Source organism: Acinetobacter sp. RW6 (assembly GCF_041956835.1).
Lineage (GTDB): Bacteria > Pseudomonadota > Gammaproteobacteria > Pseudomonadales > Moraxellaceae > Acinetobacter > Acinetobacter calcoaceticus.
On sequence record NZ_CP167121.1, the window covers coordinates 828,308 to 844,369 of the forward strand.

15 protein-coding genes are annotated in these 16,062 nt (G+C 37.2%); 3 read left to right on the top strand and 12 right to left on the bottom strand.

Annotated elements, in window-relative coordinates; genetic code table 11:
- Positions 1-47 precede the first annotated feature (47 nt).
- Positions 48-1,199, top strand: a complete 1,152-nt coding sequence (locus ACB088_RS03850; protein WP_375038061.1) for a sterol desaturase family protein — start codon at positions 48-50, stop codon at positions 1,197-1,199.
- Positions 1,200-1,245: 46 nt separating this feature from the next.
- Here ACB088_RS03850 and ACB088_RS03855 read toward each other — a convergent pair whose 3' ends face one another.
- The gene (locus tag ACB088_RS03855) at positions 1,246-1,899 is read right to left on the bottom strand and encodes a glutathione S-transferase family protein (protein WP_202724260.1); all 654 of its coding nucleotides are present in this window, start codon (positions 1,897-1,899) and stop codon (positions 1,246-1,248) included.
- A 225-nt stretch (positions 1,900-2,124) separates the two neighbouring features.
- On the bottom strand, positions 2,125-3,327 hold the full coding sequence (locus ACB088_RS03860) for an MFS transporter (RefSeq protein ID WP_199989903.1): 1,203 nt from the start codon (positions 3,325-3,327) through the stop codon (positions 2,125-2,127).
- 134 nt (positions 3,328-3,461) lie between these two features.
- Between ACB088_RS03860 and ACB088_RS03865 the strand changes: the two genes are divergently transcribed.
- Positions 3,462-4,034, top strand: a complete 573-nt coding sequence (locus tag ACB088_RS03865) for a TetR/AcrR family transcriptional regulator (protein ID WP_199989901.1) — start codon at positions 3,462-3,464, stop codon at positions 4,032-4,034.
- Between the two features lie 446 nt (positions 4,035-4,480).
- On the top strand, positions 4,481-5,779 hold the full coding sequence (locus tag ACB088_RS03870) for a dicarboxylate/amino acid:cation symporter (protein WP_003652519.1): 1,299 nt from the start codon (positions 4,481-4,483) through the stop codon (positions 5,777-5,779).
- 163 nt (positions 5,780-5,942) lie between these two features.
- Here the strand turns inward: ACB088_RS03870 and ACB088_RS03875 are convergent, their stop codons facing one another.
- The 10 genes from ACB088_RS03875 to prmA form a co-directional block, all read right to left on the bottom strand.
- Positions 5,943-6,146 (bottom strand): hypothetical protein, encoded by a 204-nt coding sequence (locus tag ACB088_RS03875; RefSeq protein WP_003652518.1) that lies wholly within the window; start codon positions 6,144-6,146, stop codon positions 5,943-5,945.
- A 357-nt stretch (positions 6,147-6,503) separates the two neighbouring features.
- Complete coding sequence (gloB, locus tag ACB088_RS03880; protein WP_199989897.1) at positions 6,504-7,235, bottom strand: hydroxyacylglutathione hydrolase; 732 nt, start codon at positions 7,233-7,235, stop codon at positions 6,504-6,506.
- A 158-nt stretch (positions 7,236-7,393) separates the two neighbouring features.
- Complete coding sequence (locus ACB088_RS03885) at positions 7,394-8,089, bottom strand: methionine ABC transporter permease (RefSeq protein ID WP_003652516.1); 696 nt, start codon at positions 8,087-8,089, stop codon at positions 7,394-7,396.
- Positions 8,086-9,111 carry a methionine ABC transporter ATP-binding protein gene (locus tag ACB088_RS03890; protein WP_003652515.1) on the bottom strand — a complete coding sequence of 342 codons (1,026 nt, stop codon included), beginning with the start codon at positions 9,109-9,111 and terminating at the stop codon, positions 8,086-8,088. Before ACB088_RS03890 ends, ACB088_RS03885 begins: the two co-directional genes overlap by 4 nt.
- 75 nt (positions 9,112-9,186) lie before the next feature.
- Positions 9,187-10,059, bottom strand: coding sequence for a MetQ/NlpA family ABC transporter substrate-binding protein (locus ACB088_RS03895; RefSeq protein WP_199989895.1), 873 nt, complete (start codon positions 10,057-10,059; stop codon positions 9,187-9,189).
- Positions 10,060-10,548: 489 nt separating this feature from the next.
- On the bottom strand, positions 10,549-11,832 hold the full coding sequence (gene purD / locus ACB088_RS03900) for a phosphoribosylamine--glycine ligase (RefSeq protein ID WP_375038062.1): 1,284 nt from the start codon (positions 11,830-11,832) through the stop codon (positions 10,549-10,551).
- Positions 11,833-11,957: 125 nt separating this feature from the next.
- Positions 11,958-13,532 (bottom strand): bifunctional phosphoribosylaminoimidazolecarboxamide formyltransferase/IMP cyclohydrolase, encoded by a 1,575-nt coding sequence (purH, locus tag ACB088_RS03905; protein WP_035361157.1) that lies wholly within the window; start codon positions 13,530-13,532, stop codon positions 11,958-11,960.
- An 85-nt stretch (positions 13,533-13,617) separates the two neighbouring features.
- On the bottom strand, positions 13,618-13,887 hold the full coding sequence (fis, locus tag ACB088_RS03910) for a DNA-binding transcriptional regulator Fis (RefSeq protein WP_001086304.1): 270 nt from the start codon (positions 13,885-13,887) through the stop codon (positions 13,618-13,620).
- Between the two features lie 376 nt (positions 13,888-14,263).
- Complete coding sequence (locus tag ACB088_RS03915) at positions 14,264-15,109, bottom strand: DUF3426 domain-containing protein (RefSeq protein WP_375038065.1); 846 nt, start codon at positions 15,107-15,109, stop codon at positions 14,264-14,266.
- Between the two features lie 22 nt (positions 15,110-15,131).
- The gene (prmA, locus tag ACB088_RS03920; protein WP_092706739.1) at positions 15,132-16,028 is read right to left on the bottom strand and encodes a 50S ribosomal protein L11 methyltransferase; all 897 of its coding nucleotides are present in this window, start codon (positions 16,026-16,028) and stop codon (positions 15,132-15,134) included.
- Positions 16,029-16,062: the final 34 nt, after the last annotated feature.

The following is a 16,062-nucleotide window of genomic DNA, read 5'->3' on the forward strand; positions in this document are numbered from 1 at the left end:
TTTGATAGCATTCGCGGTATACACAATAAGAACTGTTGATACGAATTATGACTGATCAATTAAGAGCAAAATTTGAAAATTTAGAACTTAATGCCGGTTTAGGGAAAATCAGTGCGTTTATTTCAATGTCACTCAGCTTGCTTTGTTTATTTGGTGCTTTATGTTTTTTATTTCCCAGTGTATTAACGACCCCAGAACTTCGTCCTCTTTACGCAAAGCACTATAATCTTTTCTATTATGGCCTGATCACTGGCATTGTGATTAGTGCTGGTTTTGGTGCATTTAGCGCGATTGTTCGTCAAAACAGATATGGCTTTTACGGGCTATGTTTTTCACTTCTGGCAGCAGTTTTGGGTTGCGGCGTAATTGAAGCACCCGTTTTACCAAGTGTACCGTTTTATGCAGGTATCGATTATTTTGTACTGACCTTATTCATTTTAGCGTTAGTCTTTATTCCGCTTGAAGGCTTTTTTGCTAAAAATCCTGAACAAAAAATATTAAGAGTTGGCTGGGTGACCGATATGAAATATTTCATGGTCAGCCATGTTGGGATTCAACTATTCAGCTTTTTAACGGTTATGCCAATTCAATATTGGATTACACACCTGCCTGATAACCCAATTGTGCCTTATGTACAAGCTCAACCAATTTGGCTGCAATTTATTGAGCTACTGATTGTGGTAGATTTTACGGTGTATTGGTTGCATCGCGCCATGCATGAAGTTAATTTCTTATGGCGTTTTCACGCGATTCATCATTCGACTGAATATATGGATTGGTTAGCATCTTCTCGTTTGCATGTCATAGAAGTACTGATGACTCGCTTTATTGCGACTTTACCAATTTTCCTATTAGGTTTTCATACTTCAGCTGTTTTTGCTTATTTAGTTTTTATTTTGTTTCACGCTATTTTTATTCATTCCAATGTACGTTTTCGCTTTCCATATTTGCGCTGGATTATTGCAACACCAGAATTCCACCATTGGCATCATTCTTCAGAAAAACCAGCTATTGATAAAAATTACGCTGCTTTTATCCCACTCTATGATGTTATTTTTAAAACTGTCTATATGCCTAAACTTTTGGCAAGTGTATATGGAACAGTTGGCTATAAAATTCCAAATAGTTTTGTGAAACAATTTACTTGGCCTTTTAAAAAGTATGTAAAGCGGTTTTTAAAACCTTGGCGTGATCAGTAAACCTTAAGTTTTAGCTTAATAAATCTAGAATGCTTAAATGACATGTTTAAGCATTCTTCTTGGCATCTGCCGCTGCAAAATGAGCCATTTGGTCAGCATACGCTTTTTGAAAAGAAGGACGTATAGTCGCTCTCTGAACATATGCAAGACAATGGGGAAATTCTGTCAACCCATCAAATTTATTCACCAAACGTAATACGTCAGCCATAACAATATCGGCTATAGAAAATGACTGAGCCAGCCATTCGCGCTCTGCAAGAAATGACTCCATATGTTGAAGGCGAGACTGAAGAAAGGCATCAAATTGTTTGTGTGCGGGAGTATCTCTCTGAGCATTAGAAAATCTTAATAAAGCCCAAGGAAGACTTGCCATTTCTACTGAATTAAGTGCTGCAAATAACCATTCTATAACTTCATTACGCTGTTTCGGATCTGTAGGTAAAAGTACACGACTACGCTCACCCAAATAAAATAAGATAGCGCCACTTTCAAAAATTGAAATATCGCCATCTGTTAACCAAGGAACTTGCCCAAAAGGTTGGTGAGCAAAATGATCAGCTCCTCGCTCATAAAAAGATACGCTATTTATTTTATAGGGCATTTTTGCCTCTTCTAATGCCCATCTTATCCTTATATCTCTTACAAAACCTCGTGGTAATTCCGGAACCCAATCAAAAGTTGTCAAAATGAAATTATTCATAATAAATTTCCTTATATTTTATAATGATAACTCAAACATACTTTTGAGCCTTTTACTTATTTTGTATCTAAACCCATCTTGCGAGTGAATCTTGATATTAAAAATAGTCTAACGAATTTCAATAGGTATCAATGTAGCAATCAGAAGCTAAATTATTTATTTAAGTATTATTTGTTTTAAATTGTTTAAGTCAGCTTCATTTGAGGCTGACTTTTTAACAAATCATTATTTGCTTTTAATATTTTTAAAAATCATCACAAGGGCAATCAGAGCAAGACCAATAATTAAACTCATATAAATATTAGCACTGTTCATAAGTCCAATTTTACCCACAAAATAACCTGCAAGAATTGCCGGAATACTAAAAGCCAAATAGCTTTCAACAAAAAATGCGGCCATAAGACCTGCACGCTCTTCTGGTAACGCAAGCGGCATGACTGTGCGAATTGCTCCCATAAAAGCGGTACCAAAACCCACTCCAGTGATAATAGAACCTAAAAATAGAATAACTGCACTTGTAAAATTAATCGCTAAAAATAAAATCGTAGCTCCAATAATGATGGATAAGGTACCTGTGAGCAAAATACGAAAATTTGTAGATTTTCTTAGGGTTAATATGCCGGCTGCACCTGAAAGTGCGAGCGCCATAAACATAATCCCATTTAACCATGCAGAAGAGGTTTGAAAAATCTTTGCGAGTAAAGAGGGCATAAGTGATAAGAAAAAACCACTGACCATCCAAAGTGCAATATTAATAGGGCTAATACTTAATAAAGCACTTCTCGCTTGATGAGGAATAGCCATGTTGGGTTTTAAAGAAGCAAGTGCGCCCGATCTTTTTTGTGCAGTTTCAGGATTAAAAAAACTTAACATGAGTTGAAATGCAAAGAGAACACATAAAAGCTCAAAAACGAGCTGCAAAGGTTGTGATGAAAATTGCAAAATAGTACATGTAATAAAGATGCCAGCTGCCATGCCGACCATTGGAGCAATACTATTAATCAAGGAGCCCTGATGCTTGCTGAAATCTAAAATTGCGGCTCCTATGGCAGAAACAGCAAGTCCAGTCGCTATGCCTTGCAGACCACGAGCAATAAATAGCATAGAAACATCTGAGGCAAAAAGGAAAAAGCTCATTGAAACGATTTGCAGAAAAATTGCCGAAAGAATGACAGGTCGACGTCCAATATAATCAGATAAAGAGCCAATAATGAGTAAAGAGGCAAGTAAGGTAAACGCGTAGGTCGCAAAAATTAAGGTTAATGTAACAGGCGAAAATTGCCATGCTTGCTGATACAAGCGATATAGAGGAGTCGGGGAGCTGGACGCGGCCATAAATGTCATGAGCGTGATCGTGTTTAAGGTCAACGCAACTCTTGAATCTAACCGAAAAACACATCTAGACCGTTTCGAACTTGAATTGTTCATATAAGATGAATAACATAAAAGCGAATATTTAGCTTTTATACATTATTTTTACACTAAAGCAAATCGTTAGCTTTAGTGTATTTTGTATATGCAAATAATATTTTAATTGTTTTTTATTGAAGTAGAGCTGATTAATGGCAAAAGTTGTTACTGGGTTACGACCGGGCGGCCGTAGTGAAAGAATTCAAACTGCGGTACATCAAGCAGTAAAAGAGCTTCAAAAAACATTCGAGCAAGGTCAAATCACCATCCCTCTGATTGCCCAACAAGCTGGAGTAACACCTTCAACAATTTATCGCCGTTGGGGAGACATTAATCAGTTATTTTCAGACGTTGCTTTAAATGAACTCAAACCCGATATGGAGCCAAAAGATTTAGGTTCATTTCAACTTGATGTTACCGCATGGGTCGAACAGTATTTTGAAGAGTACTCTTCTGAAGTGGGACAGGTCTTACTCCGTGATGTTTTATATGCAGTTGAATCTTCAAATGCCCGACAATGCGAAACCTTAATTATTCAGCAACTCGATATTATTCAAGCTCGAGCAAGACTACGTCATCAACCAACCATATCGAATCAAGAAATTATCGAAGCAGTCATTGCTCCAATGCTGTTTAGAATCTTATTCACTGACCGCACCTTATGCTTAGACTATGTCCATATTTTATTAGAGCGGTTATTTAAGGCTCATCCCAATTTTAATTAATTTATAGCGGCCTATTAGTCTAAATATTTAACAAGAAATAGACGCGGTTTCTCATTAAAAAAATATATATCAGTTTTTCTTATTATTTTTAAAATAAATTTTCATAATTTATAATTCATATGTTTTACACAAAATCATTTATTTAATAAATGATTAGCTTGGGGTGGATACACAAGTACCTATGGCGGGTTTTTTCACTTTTTATGGTGTAAAATTTTAATATAAATAATAGCTTATTTAAAAAATTAACTATTTTTATGATATTTAAAGCCTAAAAATAAAATGTATTCTATACAATTTAATGCATGATTTTTGAATTTAACATTTTTTAAATTTATGACACAGGGTGTTTTTTATTCTTTACAATGGCTTTTCCTTGTTAAAGCAGCTTGTGGTGCTTGCTTTATATTTTATTTTTTTATCCCCATCGAAAAGGTATTTAGATAATGGATTTCAATACCCTTGACCAAGAAGCAGTACAGAAAAAACAGAAATTTCACCAAATTTTGTATGTACAGGTCATTTTTGCAATTATTTTGGGCATTTTAATTGGTCATTTTTACCCAGAACTTGGCGAAAGTTTAAAACCACTTGGTGATGCATTCATCAAGATCGTTAAAATGATTATCGCTCCCGTCATCTTTTTAACTGTTGTTACAGGCATTGCCAGTATGACAAACATGAGCCGTGTTGGCCGTGTGACTGGTAAGGCTATGCTCTACTTTTTAACCTTTTCAAGCTTGGCGCTTGTGGTTGGTATGATTGTGGCAAATATTATCCAACCGGGTAAAGGCCTTAATATTGATCCAGCTACCTTAGTCAACGACAAAGTAAATACTTATGTTGAAAAGGCGCATGCAACAAATATTACCGACTTCTTCATGAATATTATCCCGCAAACATTGGTCAGTCCTCTGGCTGGTGGCGAGATTTTACAGGTGTTATTTGTAGCGGTGCTATTTGGTATTTCTTTGGCTGCTTTGGGTGACCGAGCACGTCCAATTACCGATTTCTTAAATAATTTAACAGCTCCAGTTTTCTACTTGGTTGGTATGTTAATGAAGCTTGCCCCAATCGGTGCTTTTGGTGCAATGGCTTTTACGATCGGTGCGTATGGAATCGAATCAATTGGTAATTTATTACTGTTAATCATGACGTTCTACATTACTGCTGTATTATTTATTCTAGTAATTTTAGGTGCAGTAGCTCGTTATAACGGTTTTTCAATTATTCATTTAATTCGTTATATCAAAGATGAACTTTGGTTGGTTTTAGGAACAAGTTCTTCTGAAGCAGCTTTGCCATCTTTAATGGACAAAATGCAAAAAGCAGGTTGTGAAAAATCAGTTGTAGGTTTGGTCATTCCAACAGGTTATTCATTTAACCTTGATGGTACGAATATCTATATGACTATGGCGGCTCTGTTTATTGCGCAAGCTTGTAATGTAGATTTATCAATTAGTGAGCAAATTGCATTGCTTTTAGTCGCAATGGTAAGTTCTAAAGGGGCAGCAGGGGTGACTGGTGCAGGCTTTATTACTCTAGCTGCAACTTTATCGGTTGTACCAGCTGTTCCTGTCGCGGGTATGGCTTTAATTCTTGGTATTGACCGCTTTATGTCTGAGTGCCGTGCTTTAACAAATCTAGTGGGTAATGCATGTGCAACAATTGTTGTGGCACGTTGGGATAAAGCTTTAGATAAAGATCTTCTTGATAAAGCATTAAAGAACCCTAAAGCAGATTAACCTTACAAAAAAATCTGTAGCTAAGGGCAATTTGGGAGAGTAGCCCTGCTACAGATTTTTTTAATAACTAAAAATATATTTTAATTAAGCCATTCTAAAGTTCTGCAACATTACTTGTCTTTCAACAAAGACATTACTGTAATTAAAATCGAGTCGTGAAAAATTATGCTTTTAAGTGATCCTCAAACTCTTCACCTAATTGCATAGCTAATGAATTACCTGCTAACTCACAGGTCACCAAACCATATTCTTTTTTAAAACTAAAAGTAAAACCTTTCCCGTCAGCAAGATTTTTAACTGAATACCCTAACTTTTCTAACCAAATACGAAACGCAATCAAATTTTTAGCTTTAACAACCTTTTTCACGTGAGAACTCCTTCTATCCGTGGCATTACATCTTATTTATTAATAGGGTTTTAATTAGATTTTTTAAAGGGGGAAAACTTTTTTTTATTTTGCAACTTGTAAAAAAAGTAAGATAAAGAAATAAAAGATTTCATTTTTATAAAATTATGAGTGGGTTATGTAACTAAAAAATAATAACTTTTTATTTAAAGTGCTGTTTGTGTGATGGTTTTTAAAAATTATAAATTCAATGATATTTTTAAAATAATGAACAAATAAAAAATAGAGTAAATGTAAAAAATAATTACAGGCAACAGGTAATAAGCAAAAAGATACAGTTCTTAAAAATGAACCTGTATCTTCTTTGAAAGCTTAATTTTAGAAATTATCTTTAAGAGCACGCAGGTGGGCGAAGTCTTCAACACTTTCTGCGCGAAGAAAGGGGTTAGTTGCTAATTCAAGTTCAATCGTGCTTGGTAGTGTGATTAATCCTTGTTTACGTAGCTCACGGACTTCTTCAGCTCGTTCTGATAGGGCATGGTTATGCGGTTCTACCGTTAAGGCAAATTCGGCATTTGAAAGCGTGTATTCGTGCGTGCAATATACTTTTGTATGGGTTGGTAATGCTGCTAAACGGCTCAGTGAGTGATACATTTGCTCAGCCGTGCCTTCAAACAATCGACCACATCCCATTGCAAATAATGTATCACCGCAAAATACAGCCTCTAATTCTTCAATAAAATAGATAATATGCCCTAAGGTATGACCTGGGGTTGCAATAATCTCTACTTTTAAATCATTAAATTTTAGATGATCGTCATGTTGTAAGGGGTGGGTAATTCCCGGAATTTTTGTGAGTTCATCGCGTGGGCCATACACAGTAATATTTTGGGCAGCCGTTAGATCAGCAACGCCCCCAATATGGTCTTTATGCCAATGAGTAAGCCAGATTTGTTTTAAATTTAACTGATTGTTCTGACAAAATTGAGTTACCAGTTCCGCTTCTGTTGGGTCGATTGCAACAGCTTCTTGGGTTTCAGTATCTTCTAAAATCCAGATATAGTTTTGGAGGGCATTCTGCACATCAATAAAATGAATTCTATAACGCATTGTTTTATCCTGAAACTAAATCCAAAGAGTAAATGAATAATGACTAATTCTGATCATACCAGAAAATGGTATTGAGCCATGCTCTCAACTGTCTTTAAGAATGGGGTGATATAAAACAAAAAAAGCCCCCTAAACGAGAGCTTTTTTGTATGGATGATTTAACGGAGCTTGGCGAGCCAGTTTCCTAGCGTTTGTACAATCTGTACTAATAGCAATAGGATAATGACTGTTAAAATCACAACGCTAGTATCAAAACGTTGATAACCATAAGAAATCGCTAAATCACCAATACCACCTGCGCCAACTGCACCCGCCATGGCGGTTGCACCAATAAGACTGATTGTCGCTGTGGTAAGGTTTAAAATGAGTGAGCTACGTGCTTCAGGCAAAATAAAGCGAGAGATAATTTGCCAAGGTGTAGCACCCATCGCTTGAGCAGATTCAATAATTCCTTCATTGACTTCAAGCAATGAAGTTTCAATCAGACGTCCCATGTAAGGGCCAACATAAATAGTCAATGGAACAATAGCTGCCCACGTACCAATTGAAGTACCTACTAATAGCTTAGTAAGAGGAATCACTGCAATAAGTAAAATAATAAAAGGAAGAGAGCGTAAAGCATTTACAATTGGATTAAGTAAATGATAAATCACTTTATTGGGTAAAATGCCTTCTGGACGGGTAACTAATAAAATAATTCCCTGAATAAATCCCCAAATTCCGCCAAACAAAAGTGCGAAGAAAACCATATGAAAGGTTTCTTGCAAAGCTGTTACGAACTGATCAATAGAAAGGGAACTGTGCCAGAAAGGTTGAGTAAGTTCAGTTAACCACTGTACGATTAAATCTCTCATACTTGATCTCCTGATTGAACTACACCTACTTCATTTTGTTCCAAAAACTCAATAGCCTGCTTAATGAGCTGAGGATCACCTAAAAGCTGCACAAACATTTGACCAATGACTGTGCCATTAATTTCAGTCATGTTGGCAAATAAAATATTTAAGCTAATATCGAATTTTTTAATCAGTGACTGAATTACAGGTTCTTGAGCAGAACGCCCTAAAAACTGTAGACAGTAAATACTATGATGATGTTGGTTTTCGAGCTGATTTAAAATATTCACAGGCAACTGTTGATGTAAAACAGTTTGAATGAAGTTTTTAGTGGTTGGATGTTGAGGTTTACTAAAAATATCAATCGTTGAACCTTGTTCAATGACTTTACCTGCTTCCATCACGGCCACATGATCACAAATAGTTTCAATGACATCCATTTCATGGGTCACCATCACAATCGTGATTTTTTGCTCTTGATTAATTTTCTTGAGTAGTTCTAAAACTGACTTGGTTGTTTGCGGGTCTAGGGCAGAGGTTGCTTCATCACATAAAAGAATCTTTGGATGATTTGCCAAAGCACGGGCAATACCGACACGTTGCTTTTGTCCGCCAGAAAGTTCATCTGGATAAGCATCTTTTTTATGCTTAAGATCAATGAACTCTAATAACTCATTTAAGCGCTTTTCACGTTCTACTTTATTGTAATTCAGTAGTCGCATTGGCATTTCGATATTTTCAGCAACCGTCTTGGTTTGTAGCAGATTGAAGTGCTGAAAAATCATGCCAATACTTGCACGTTCCTGACGTAATGAGCGTGCATCCAAAGCGGTGAAATCTTTCTGATTAATAATGATTTGACCTTCTGTTGGTCGCTCAAGTAGGTTGATCAGGCGGATTAAGGTACTTTTACCTGCACCACTATAGCCAATGATGCCAAAAATACTGCCCTCTGGAATCTCTAAATTGATTTGGTCGAGTGCGCGTATGGTTTGACTTTTGAGCTGATAGTGCTTTGAAATGTTTTTAAATTGAATCATATCGTCAGAAGCTATGCTGGAAAGAAAAAACAGGCAAAGAGAATTTGCCTGTTTCACGTTTCCGCTATTATATTACTATTTAGCTTCTGAGAGATAGCTGATTGGTTGATCTACGTCAACTTTTGTTCCACCAAAACGCTCTGTTACATACTTTTTAGCTGATGCACTGTGATATAGCTGACCAACTTTTTGCAAAACAGCATCATTTTTACGTGAATCAGCAGTTGCAAGAACGTTGACATTAAGTCGTGTGCTTTGATCAACAGGCTCATAGAAAATAGAATCTTTGAGTACGTTCAAACCACCTTCCATTGCTAAGGTGTTACCTAATACAACGGCATCAACTTCGTCTTTAATACGTAATGCAGTTGCCATTTGGATTGGTTTGATATCGATCTTTTTACTATTTTCGATGATATCGTTTGGACTGCCTTGAGCTGGGTTAAAATCAGCTTTAAGTTTGATTAAGCCAGCTGTTTGTAATAAAAGTAAAGCACGAGCTTCGTTGGCAGCATCATTTGGGATTGCAATAATTGCGCCCTCTGCGAGCTCATCAACTTTTTTGTGTTTACTCGAATAGATACCCATTGGCTCAAGATATGTGGTAGAAACCGGTGCAATTTTATCTTGGTTTGATTTATTAAATGCAACAAGATAAGCATAAGATTGGAAAGCGTTCAGATCTACTTCTTTGTTCGCAATGGCCGCATTCATAGAAACATAGTCTGTGAAGTTTTTCACTTCTAACTTTAAGCCAGCAGCTTGGGTTTCAGGCAACGTTGCGATATAACGCCAAATATCAGCATCTGAACCTGTAGAGGCAATTACTACCGTTTGTACTTGGGAGCTATCATTGTTTTGGTTTGTCTGTGGAGCACTTTCTTGTTTACCACATGCTGCCAATAGTACTACTGACATACTTAAAAAAAGGCTGATCAGCTTTTTCATTTAAAAAAGTCCTGATTGAGGAGATATAGAAAAATAAGTATTGATCTATATCTATATGAAATGAGAGGAGTTGGAATTACAACTGGTTTAAACTCTGGTATCTTTTGGTGGGGTCTCATAATTTGCTTGCATATTTTGGCGGTAAGAGAGGGTAATTGTTTTATAAACAAAAACTGTTTCCCCAAACAGTTAATCCCCAAACATTAGCCAAACGAGTGTTCATAAACTTAGAACATTAAAAACTCTCTACAGTCATAATGTGTAGAGCAAGTCACTATGAAAATTATTAAAACAGCAGTGTTTATTGACAGTTCCAACGTTATGCTAATCATATCAATAAAAGTGTGCTTGATATAGGGGGCTTCTTTTTTATTTATTGATATCTTTAGAAATATAATAAAGATTTATACGATTTGCTTATATTGTGGCACATGATAGAAAAGCCTCTATATAGAGGCTTTTCATTAAAGTTTTAAACTTGTGGAATTTTTAAGCTTTTTCACGTGCAATTGCGCGGTAGCCAATGTCGCTACGATATTGCATACCCGTAAAGTTAACTTGTCCGCATACTTCAAGCGCATTAATCTGTGCTTCAAGAACGCTGTCGCCTAATGCTGTTACACAAAGAACTCGACCACCAGAAGTCACGATGTGACCATCTTCACGAGTTGCAGTGCCTGCATGGAAAATTTTAGTATCTTCAGGTGATTGTCCGATACCTGAAATTACATCGCCTTTGCGTACACTATCAGGATAGCCTTCTGCTGCGAGTACAATACCGATTGACTTGCGTTCATCCCATTCAGCTTCTTTTGGTAAGTTACCAGCAATACCAGCTTCTACCAATTCAACAAGAGATGATTTTAAACGCATCATGATCGGTTGGGTTTCAGGGTCACCAAAACGACAGTTAAACTCGATCACACGTGGTTGACCTTGTTCATCAATCATTAGGCCAGCATATAAGAAACCAGTGTAAACATGTCCATCAGCAGCCATACCTTCTACGGTTGGGTGCATGATTTCAGACATAACACGTTCGAAAATGTCAGAAGTTACAACCGGAGCAGGAGAGTAGGCACCCATACCGCCAGTGTTAGGACCTTGATCGCCTTCAAAAATACGCTTGTGATCTTGTGAAGTTGCCATTGGTAAAATATTTTTACCATCAATCATACAAATGAAAGAAGCTTCTTCACCTGCAAGAAACTGTTCAATCACAACGCGTGAACCAGCATCACCAAATTTGTTGCCTGCAAGCATGTCATCAATTGCTGCAAAAGCTTCTTCGTTGGTCATTGCAACGATTACACCTTTACCAGCAGCAAGGCCGTCAGCTTTAATTACAATTGGTGCGCCATGTTTTTCAACATAAGCTTTAGCTGCATCTACTTCAGTGAAAACGTCATAGAAAGCAGTAGGAATGTTGTGGCGCTTTAAAAAGTGTTTAGCAAATGCTTTTGAGCCTTCAAGCTGTGCTGCATATTGAGTAGGTCCCCAAATTTTTAAACCTGCTTCACGTGCAGCATCTACCACACCATTAACTAATGGTGCTTCTGGACCAACAATAATAAGATCAACATTATTTTCTTTAGCAAAAGCAATGATTGCTGGGTTGTCTAAAATATCAAGTTGAACATTAAGACATTTATCTTCTGTTGCAGTTCCAGCATTACCTGGTGCAACAAAAACCTGAGCAACATTGGTATCTTGCGCGATTTTCCATGCTAAAGCATGTTCACGACCACCACTACCTAAAACTAAAATATTCATTTTTAATTTGTTCCTTAACTTTAATCCTTTTTCATCCCCCTCTATCCCTCAAGGTGGAGAGTTAGCTCCATTATTGTGGAAAACCCTCCTGAATGAAAGGAGGGTTAGGGAGGACTAAATTTAAATTAGTGGCGGAAGTGGCGCATACCAGTGAAGACCATTGCAATACCAGCTTCATCAGCTGCCGCAATAACTTCCTCATCACGCATAGAGCCACCTGGTTGAATAATGCATTTAATGCCAGCTTTAGCCGCATTATCAATACCGTCACGGAACGGGAAGAATGCATCAGATGCCATTACAGCGCCTTCAACAACCAAACCAGCATGTTCAGCTTTAATGGCAGCAATACGAGCTGAGTTAACACGGCTCATTTGACCTGCACCTACACCAATAGTTTGGCGGTTTTTCGCATAAACAATTGCATTTGATTTTACATATTTCGCAACTTTCCAAGCAAAGATGAGGTCATCAATTTCTTGTTCAGTTGGTGCGCATTTGGTTACTACTTTAAGATCATCTTTAGTAATCATACCTAAGTCTTGATCTTGAACTAATAAACCGCCATTAACGCGTTTGTAGTCAAGTTGTGGTGCACGTGCGTCAATCGCAGGTAGTTCGCCACAAACTAAAACACGTACATTTTTCTTAGCGCCAGTAACTTCAAGCACGCCATCAGCAATACTTGGAGCAATGATTACTTCAACGAATTGACGCTCTACAATTGCTTGAGCAGTTGCAACATCTAACTCACGGTTAAATGCAATAATACCGCCGAAAGCAGATTCTGGGTCAGTCGCATAAGCTAAATCGTAAGCAGCTTTAATGCCGTCTAAAGAAACAGCAACACCACAAGGATTAGCGTGTTTTACAATCACACAAGCAGGTTTTGCAAATGATTTCACACATTCAAGTGCAGCATCTGTATCTGCAATGTTGTTATAAGACAATTCTTTGCCTTGTAACTGTTTTGCCGTAGAAACTGACGCTTCTTTTGCATTTGCTTCAACGTAAAATGCAGCAGATTGATGTGGGTTTTCACCGTAACGTAAATCTTGTGCTTTGTTCAATTGAGTATTGAACGTACGAGGGAATAAATCAGCTTCGCCTTCGGTCTTACCAACGCGAGCGCCTAGGTAAGAAGCGATCATGCCGTCATATTGAGCTGTATGTTCAAATGCTTTAACAGCTAAATCGAAGCGTGTTTCATAAGAAAGTGAACCAGCAGCTTTTAATTCAGTAATAACTGTATCGTAATCTGAAGCATTTACAACAATACCGACAGAAGCGTGGTTTTTAGCAGCAGCACGAACCATTGTTGGACCGCCGATGTCGATATTTTCGATAGCATCAGCAAGTGAACAGTTAGGTTTTGCAACTGTTGCAGCGAATGGATAAAGGTTCACAACAACAAGATCAATCGGATCAATGTTGTGTTCTTCCATTACTGCTTCGTCTAAACCGCGACGAGCGAGAATACCGCCATGAATTTTTGGATGTAATGTCTTAACACGACCATCCATCATTTCAGGGAAGCCAGTATGTTCAGATACTTCAACCACAGCGATATTATTATCTTTAAGCAACTTGTATGTGCCGCCTGTAGATAATAGTTCTACCCCTAAAGCTGCAAGGTTTTGAGCAAATTCGACAATTCCTGTCTTGTCAGATACAGAAATCAAAGCACGTTTAATAGTCATGATGTTTAATTCAACAATTTCAAGTCTACGGATTAAAACCAATAAGCATAAAAAAATGCCCACGACGTCGTGAGCATTTTATCATTTATTCACTCATCAAACCGTGAGCTTTTAACTTTTTGCGTAAAGTGCCACGGTTGAGTCCAAGAATCTCTGCAGCACGGGTCTGATTACCACGTGTATATTCAAGAACTACAGATAAAAGAGGTTTCTCCATTTCTGCTAGCACCATGTCATATACCTGAGATGGCTGCTCACCTTGCAATTGTGCAAAATAATGACGAACTGCGCGATCCACGTGGATGCGAAGAGCAACATCAGATTGTGCAGTAAAAATAGGAGATTTGCTATTCATGCGAGTTAATCCGAAAATCAAATACTAGCTTGGATAAAGTAGTATATAAATGTGGTCTAAAAATACGGAGTCCTGTTTTAGATCCTAAAACAGTGACTCTAAAACATAAGAACAATTAGCTTGCCATATTTCTTCGTATTGAATAAAAAATAAGCGTAACAATAGTTAAATATTTGTTACAGCTCCCTCAAAAACAAAAAAAGTTAGGCTATGTGCTTAATGTAGAAAAGCACACATGCTTAACAGTATTTTTTTTGGATTGAGAGCGAGGAGTATATGAGTCAAAGCTTTCGTGGCGCGTATCATACCATTGTCTAGGAAAAAGTGAGCAAATTAACTGCATTTTTTTTTATTTTTTTTTCACTTTTTTTACATTTTAGGGGTGGACAATTTCTAATCGATAATTTAGTAGGCTTTTTTTGCTTCTGTTTAGCTCAAATTGGAATCGGAAAGGAGTATTTGAGGGAATGCGCTGAATACCTCGTAAGTTTTCAACAAGATATTGTTGAGGCGTCAATATAATTTCTTCTGTTTTCTTTGACTCTGTTGCAAAACTCAACTTTAGATTAGGAAGTTCAACACTTTTATCATTCTGATTAAGCAATATGCCTGAAAATTGCGTATGACTTGTGTCAACTTTGCGGAGTTTTAACTTTTCTATATAAATAAGTTGATATTGTTCAGTTGACTTATTGCAGTGCAGTATTCCACATACATAATTAAATGCATGGCTGACGGTTGGGCTTGCATGCATGAGCTTAGGGTTAAACCAGAGAATTTGAAAAGTGAAGACTAAAATTAAAATAAGGTTGGCAGAGCTCCAGAGCGTGTAGTACAACCAGCTATGCTTTTTATTATTGTCTTGTTCTTGTGAAGATGCTTGTTCAGCTAAATTAAGATTGGGTAGAGCGTTAATAGGTTCGTTGTGAAAATAATTTAAGTTGTTGAGATAGGTTAAAAGATCAATATTTGAATTCTCAACTTTTTGATCAAAGATATCTAACACGTGAGAATGTGTCATATATCTAGTTTGCATTGAACCGTTGACTAATGTAGATGAGTTAACCATAACAGGCTGTTCAATATTAATCAGATGGGTGAGTGCATTAAAGCTCGAATCACATTTAGGACAACAAACCATACCCTGAGCAACAGTCAATTGAGTAAGAGACACTTTATAGACTGTTAAGCATTTAGGGCAGCGGGTTTGTTTTTCATTCATGAGTTAAAATATTCTCAATTTATTATTTGCGTTTTCCTGAAATGCGACACCAATTTTCTTCGCGTTTTTCGACATCTAATATATCAAAAAATTCAGAATAAACACGTGAAACATCAGCAACTTGCTCTTCAATTACACCTGCAAGTGCGAACTCACCGTCAGATTTAAGTAAATTTGCAAACTCCGGCGCAAGTGCCATTAGTGGACCCGCTAAAATATTTGCAACTAAAACATCTGTCTGTTGAGGTTTAAACTCTTGATCGAATTCTTCAGGAAGGCCTACATATAGTCGATCTAATACGCCATTAAGTTCAGCATTTTGTTTTGTTGCTAAAACAGCCTGAGGGTCAATATCAGTGGCATATACTTTTTTAGCGCCTAATAATAAAGCGGCTACACCTAAAATGCCTGAACCACAACCATAATCAATGACGATCTTATCTTTAACGTCAGTTTTACCTAGCCATTGTAAGCATAAGAAAGTACTTGCGTGGTTACCTGTACCAAACGCAAGACCTGGGTCGAGCTTAATATTAGTTGCATCAGCTTCTGGTGGCTCTAGCCATTCAGGTACGATCCAGAACTTTTCCCCAATTTGAATTGGCTCGTAATAGTCCATCCAAGCGCGTTCCCATACTTGATCTTCAAGTTCTTCATGACGGATAGGAGCGTCTGGAAGTTGAGCTTTTAAGAAAGCTTCTAAAGTGTCGACATCAATAGGGTCTTGTTCGTCTTGTTGATAAATGCCTGTCACAATCACTTTATTCCATAAAGGTGTTTCACCTGGTAATGGTTCAAGTAAAGCCTGATCTTCAGCATCATCCAGAGTTACGCTTACCGCACCTAGAGACATTAAAAGTGTTTCTGTGAACTCAACTTGTGCTTGATCAACGGTAATGTGTATTTGTAACCACTTCACGAAAAGGACCTAAAAATTTTATTTAAAGGCGTAT

Bases quoted from the DNA above. Each gene is read 5' to 3' on its own strand.
- ACB088_RS03850 (WP_375038061.1), top strand. From the start codon at position 48: ATGACTGATCAATTAAGAGCAAAATTTGAAAATTTAGAACTTAATGCC.
- ACB088_RS03895 (WP_199989895.1), bottom strand. From the start codon at position 10,059: ATGAAAAAGCTGATCAGCCTTTTTTTAAGTATGTCAGTAGTACTATTG.
- ACB088_RS03870 (WP_003652519.1), top strand. From the start codon at position 4,481: ATGGATTTCAATACCCTTGACCAAGAAGCAGTACAGAAAAAACAGAAA.
- ACB088_RS03890 (WP_003652515.1), bottom strand. From the start codon at position 9,111: ATGATTCAATTTAAAAACATTTCAAAGCACTATCAGCTCAAAAGTCAA.
- ACB088_RS03865 (WP_199989901.1), top strand. From the start codon at position 3,462: ATGGCAAAAGTTGTTACTGGGTTACGACCGGGCGGCCGTAGTGAAAGA.
- purH (WP_035361157.1), bottom strand. From the start codon at position 13,532: ATGACTATTAAACGTGCTTTGATTTCTGTATCTGACAAGACAGGAATT.
- fis (WP_001086304.1), bottom strand. From the start codon at position 13,887: ATGAATAGCAAATCTCCTATTTTTACTGCACAATCTGATGTTGCTCTT.
- gloB (WP_199989897.1), bottom strand. From the start codon at position 7,235: ATGCGTTATAGAATTCATTTTATTGATGTGCAGAATGCCCTCCAAAAC.
- purD (WP_375038062.1), bottom strand. From the start codon at position 11,832: ATGAATATTTTAGTTTTAGGTAGTGGTGGTCGTGAACATGCTTTAGCA.
- ACB088_RS03885 (WP_003652516.1), bottom strand. From the start codon at position 8,089: ATGAGAGATTTAATCGTACAGTGGTTAACTGAACTTACTCAACCTTTC.
- ACB088_RS03855 (WP_202724260.1), bottom strand. From the start codon at position 1,899: ATGAATAATTTCATTTTGACAACTTTTGATTGGGTTCCGGAATTACCA.
- ACB088_RS03915 (WP_375038065.1), bottom strand. From the start codon at position 15,109: ATGAATGAAAAACAAACCCGCTGCCCTAAATGCTTAACAGTCTATAAA.
- ACB088_RS03860 (WP_199989903.1), bottom strand. From the start codon at position 3,327: ATGAACAATTCAAGTTCGAAACGGTCTAGATGTGTTTTTCGGTTAGAT.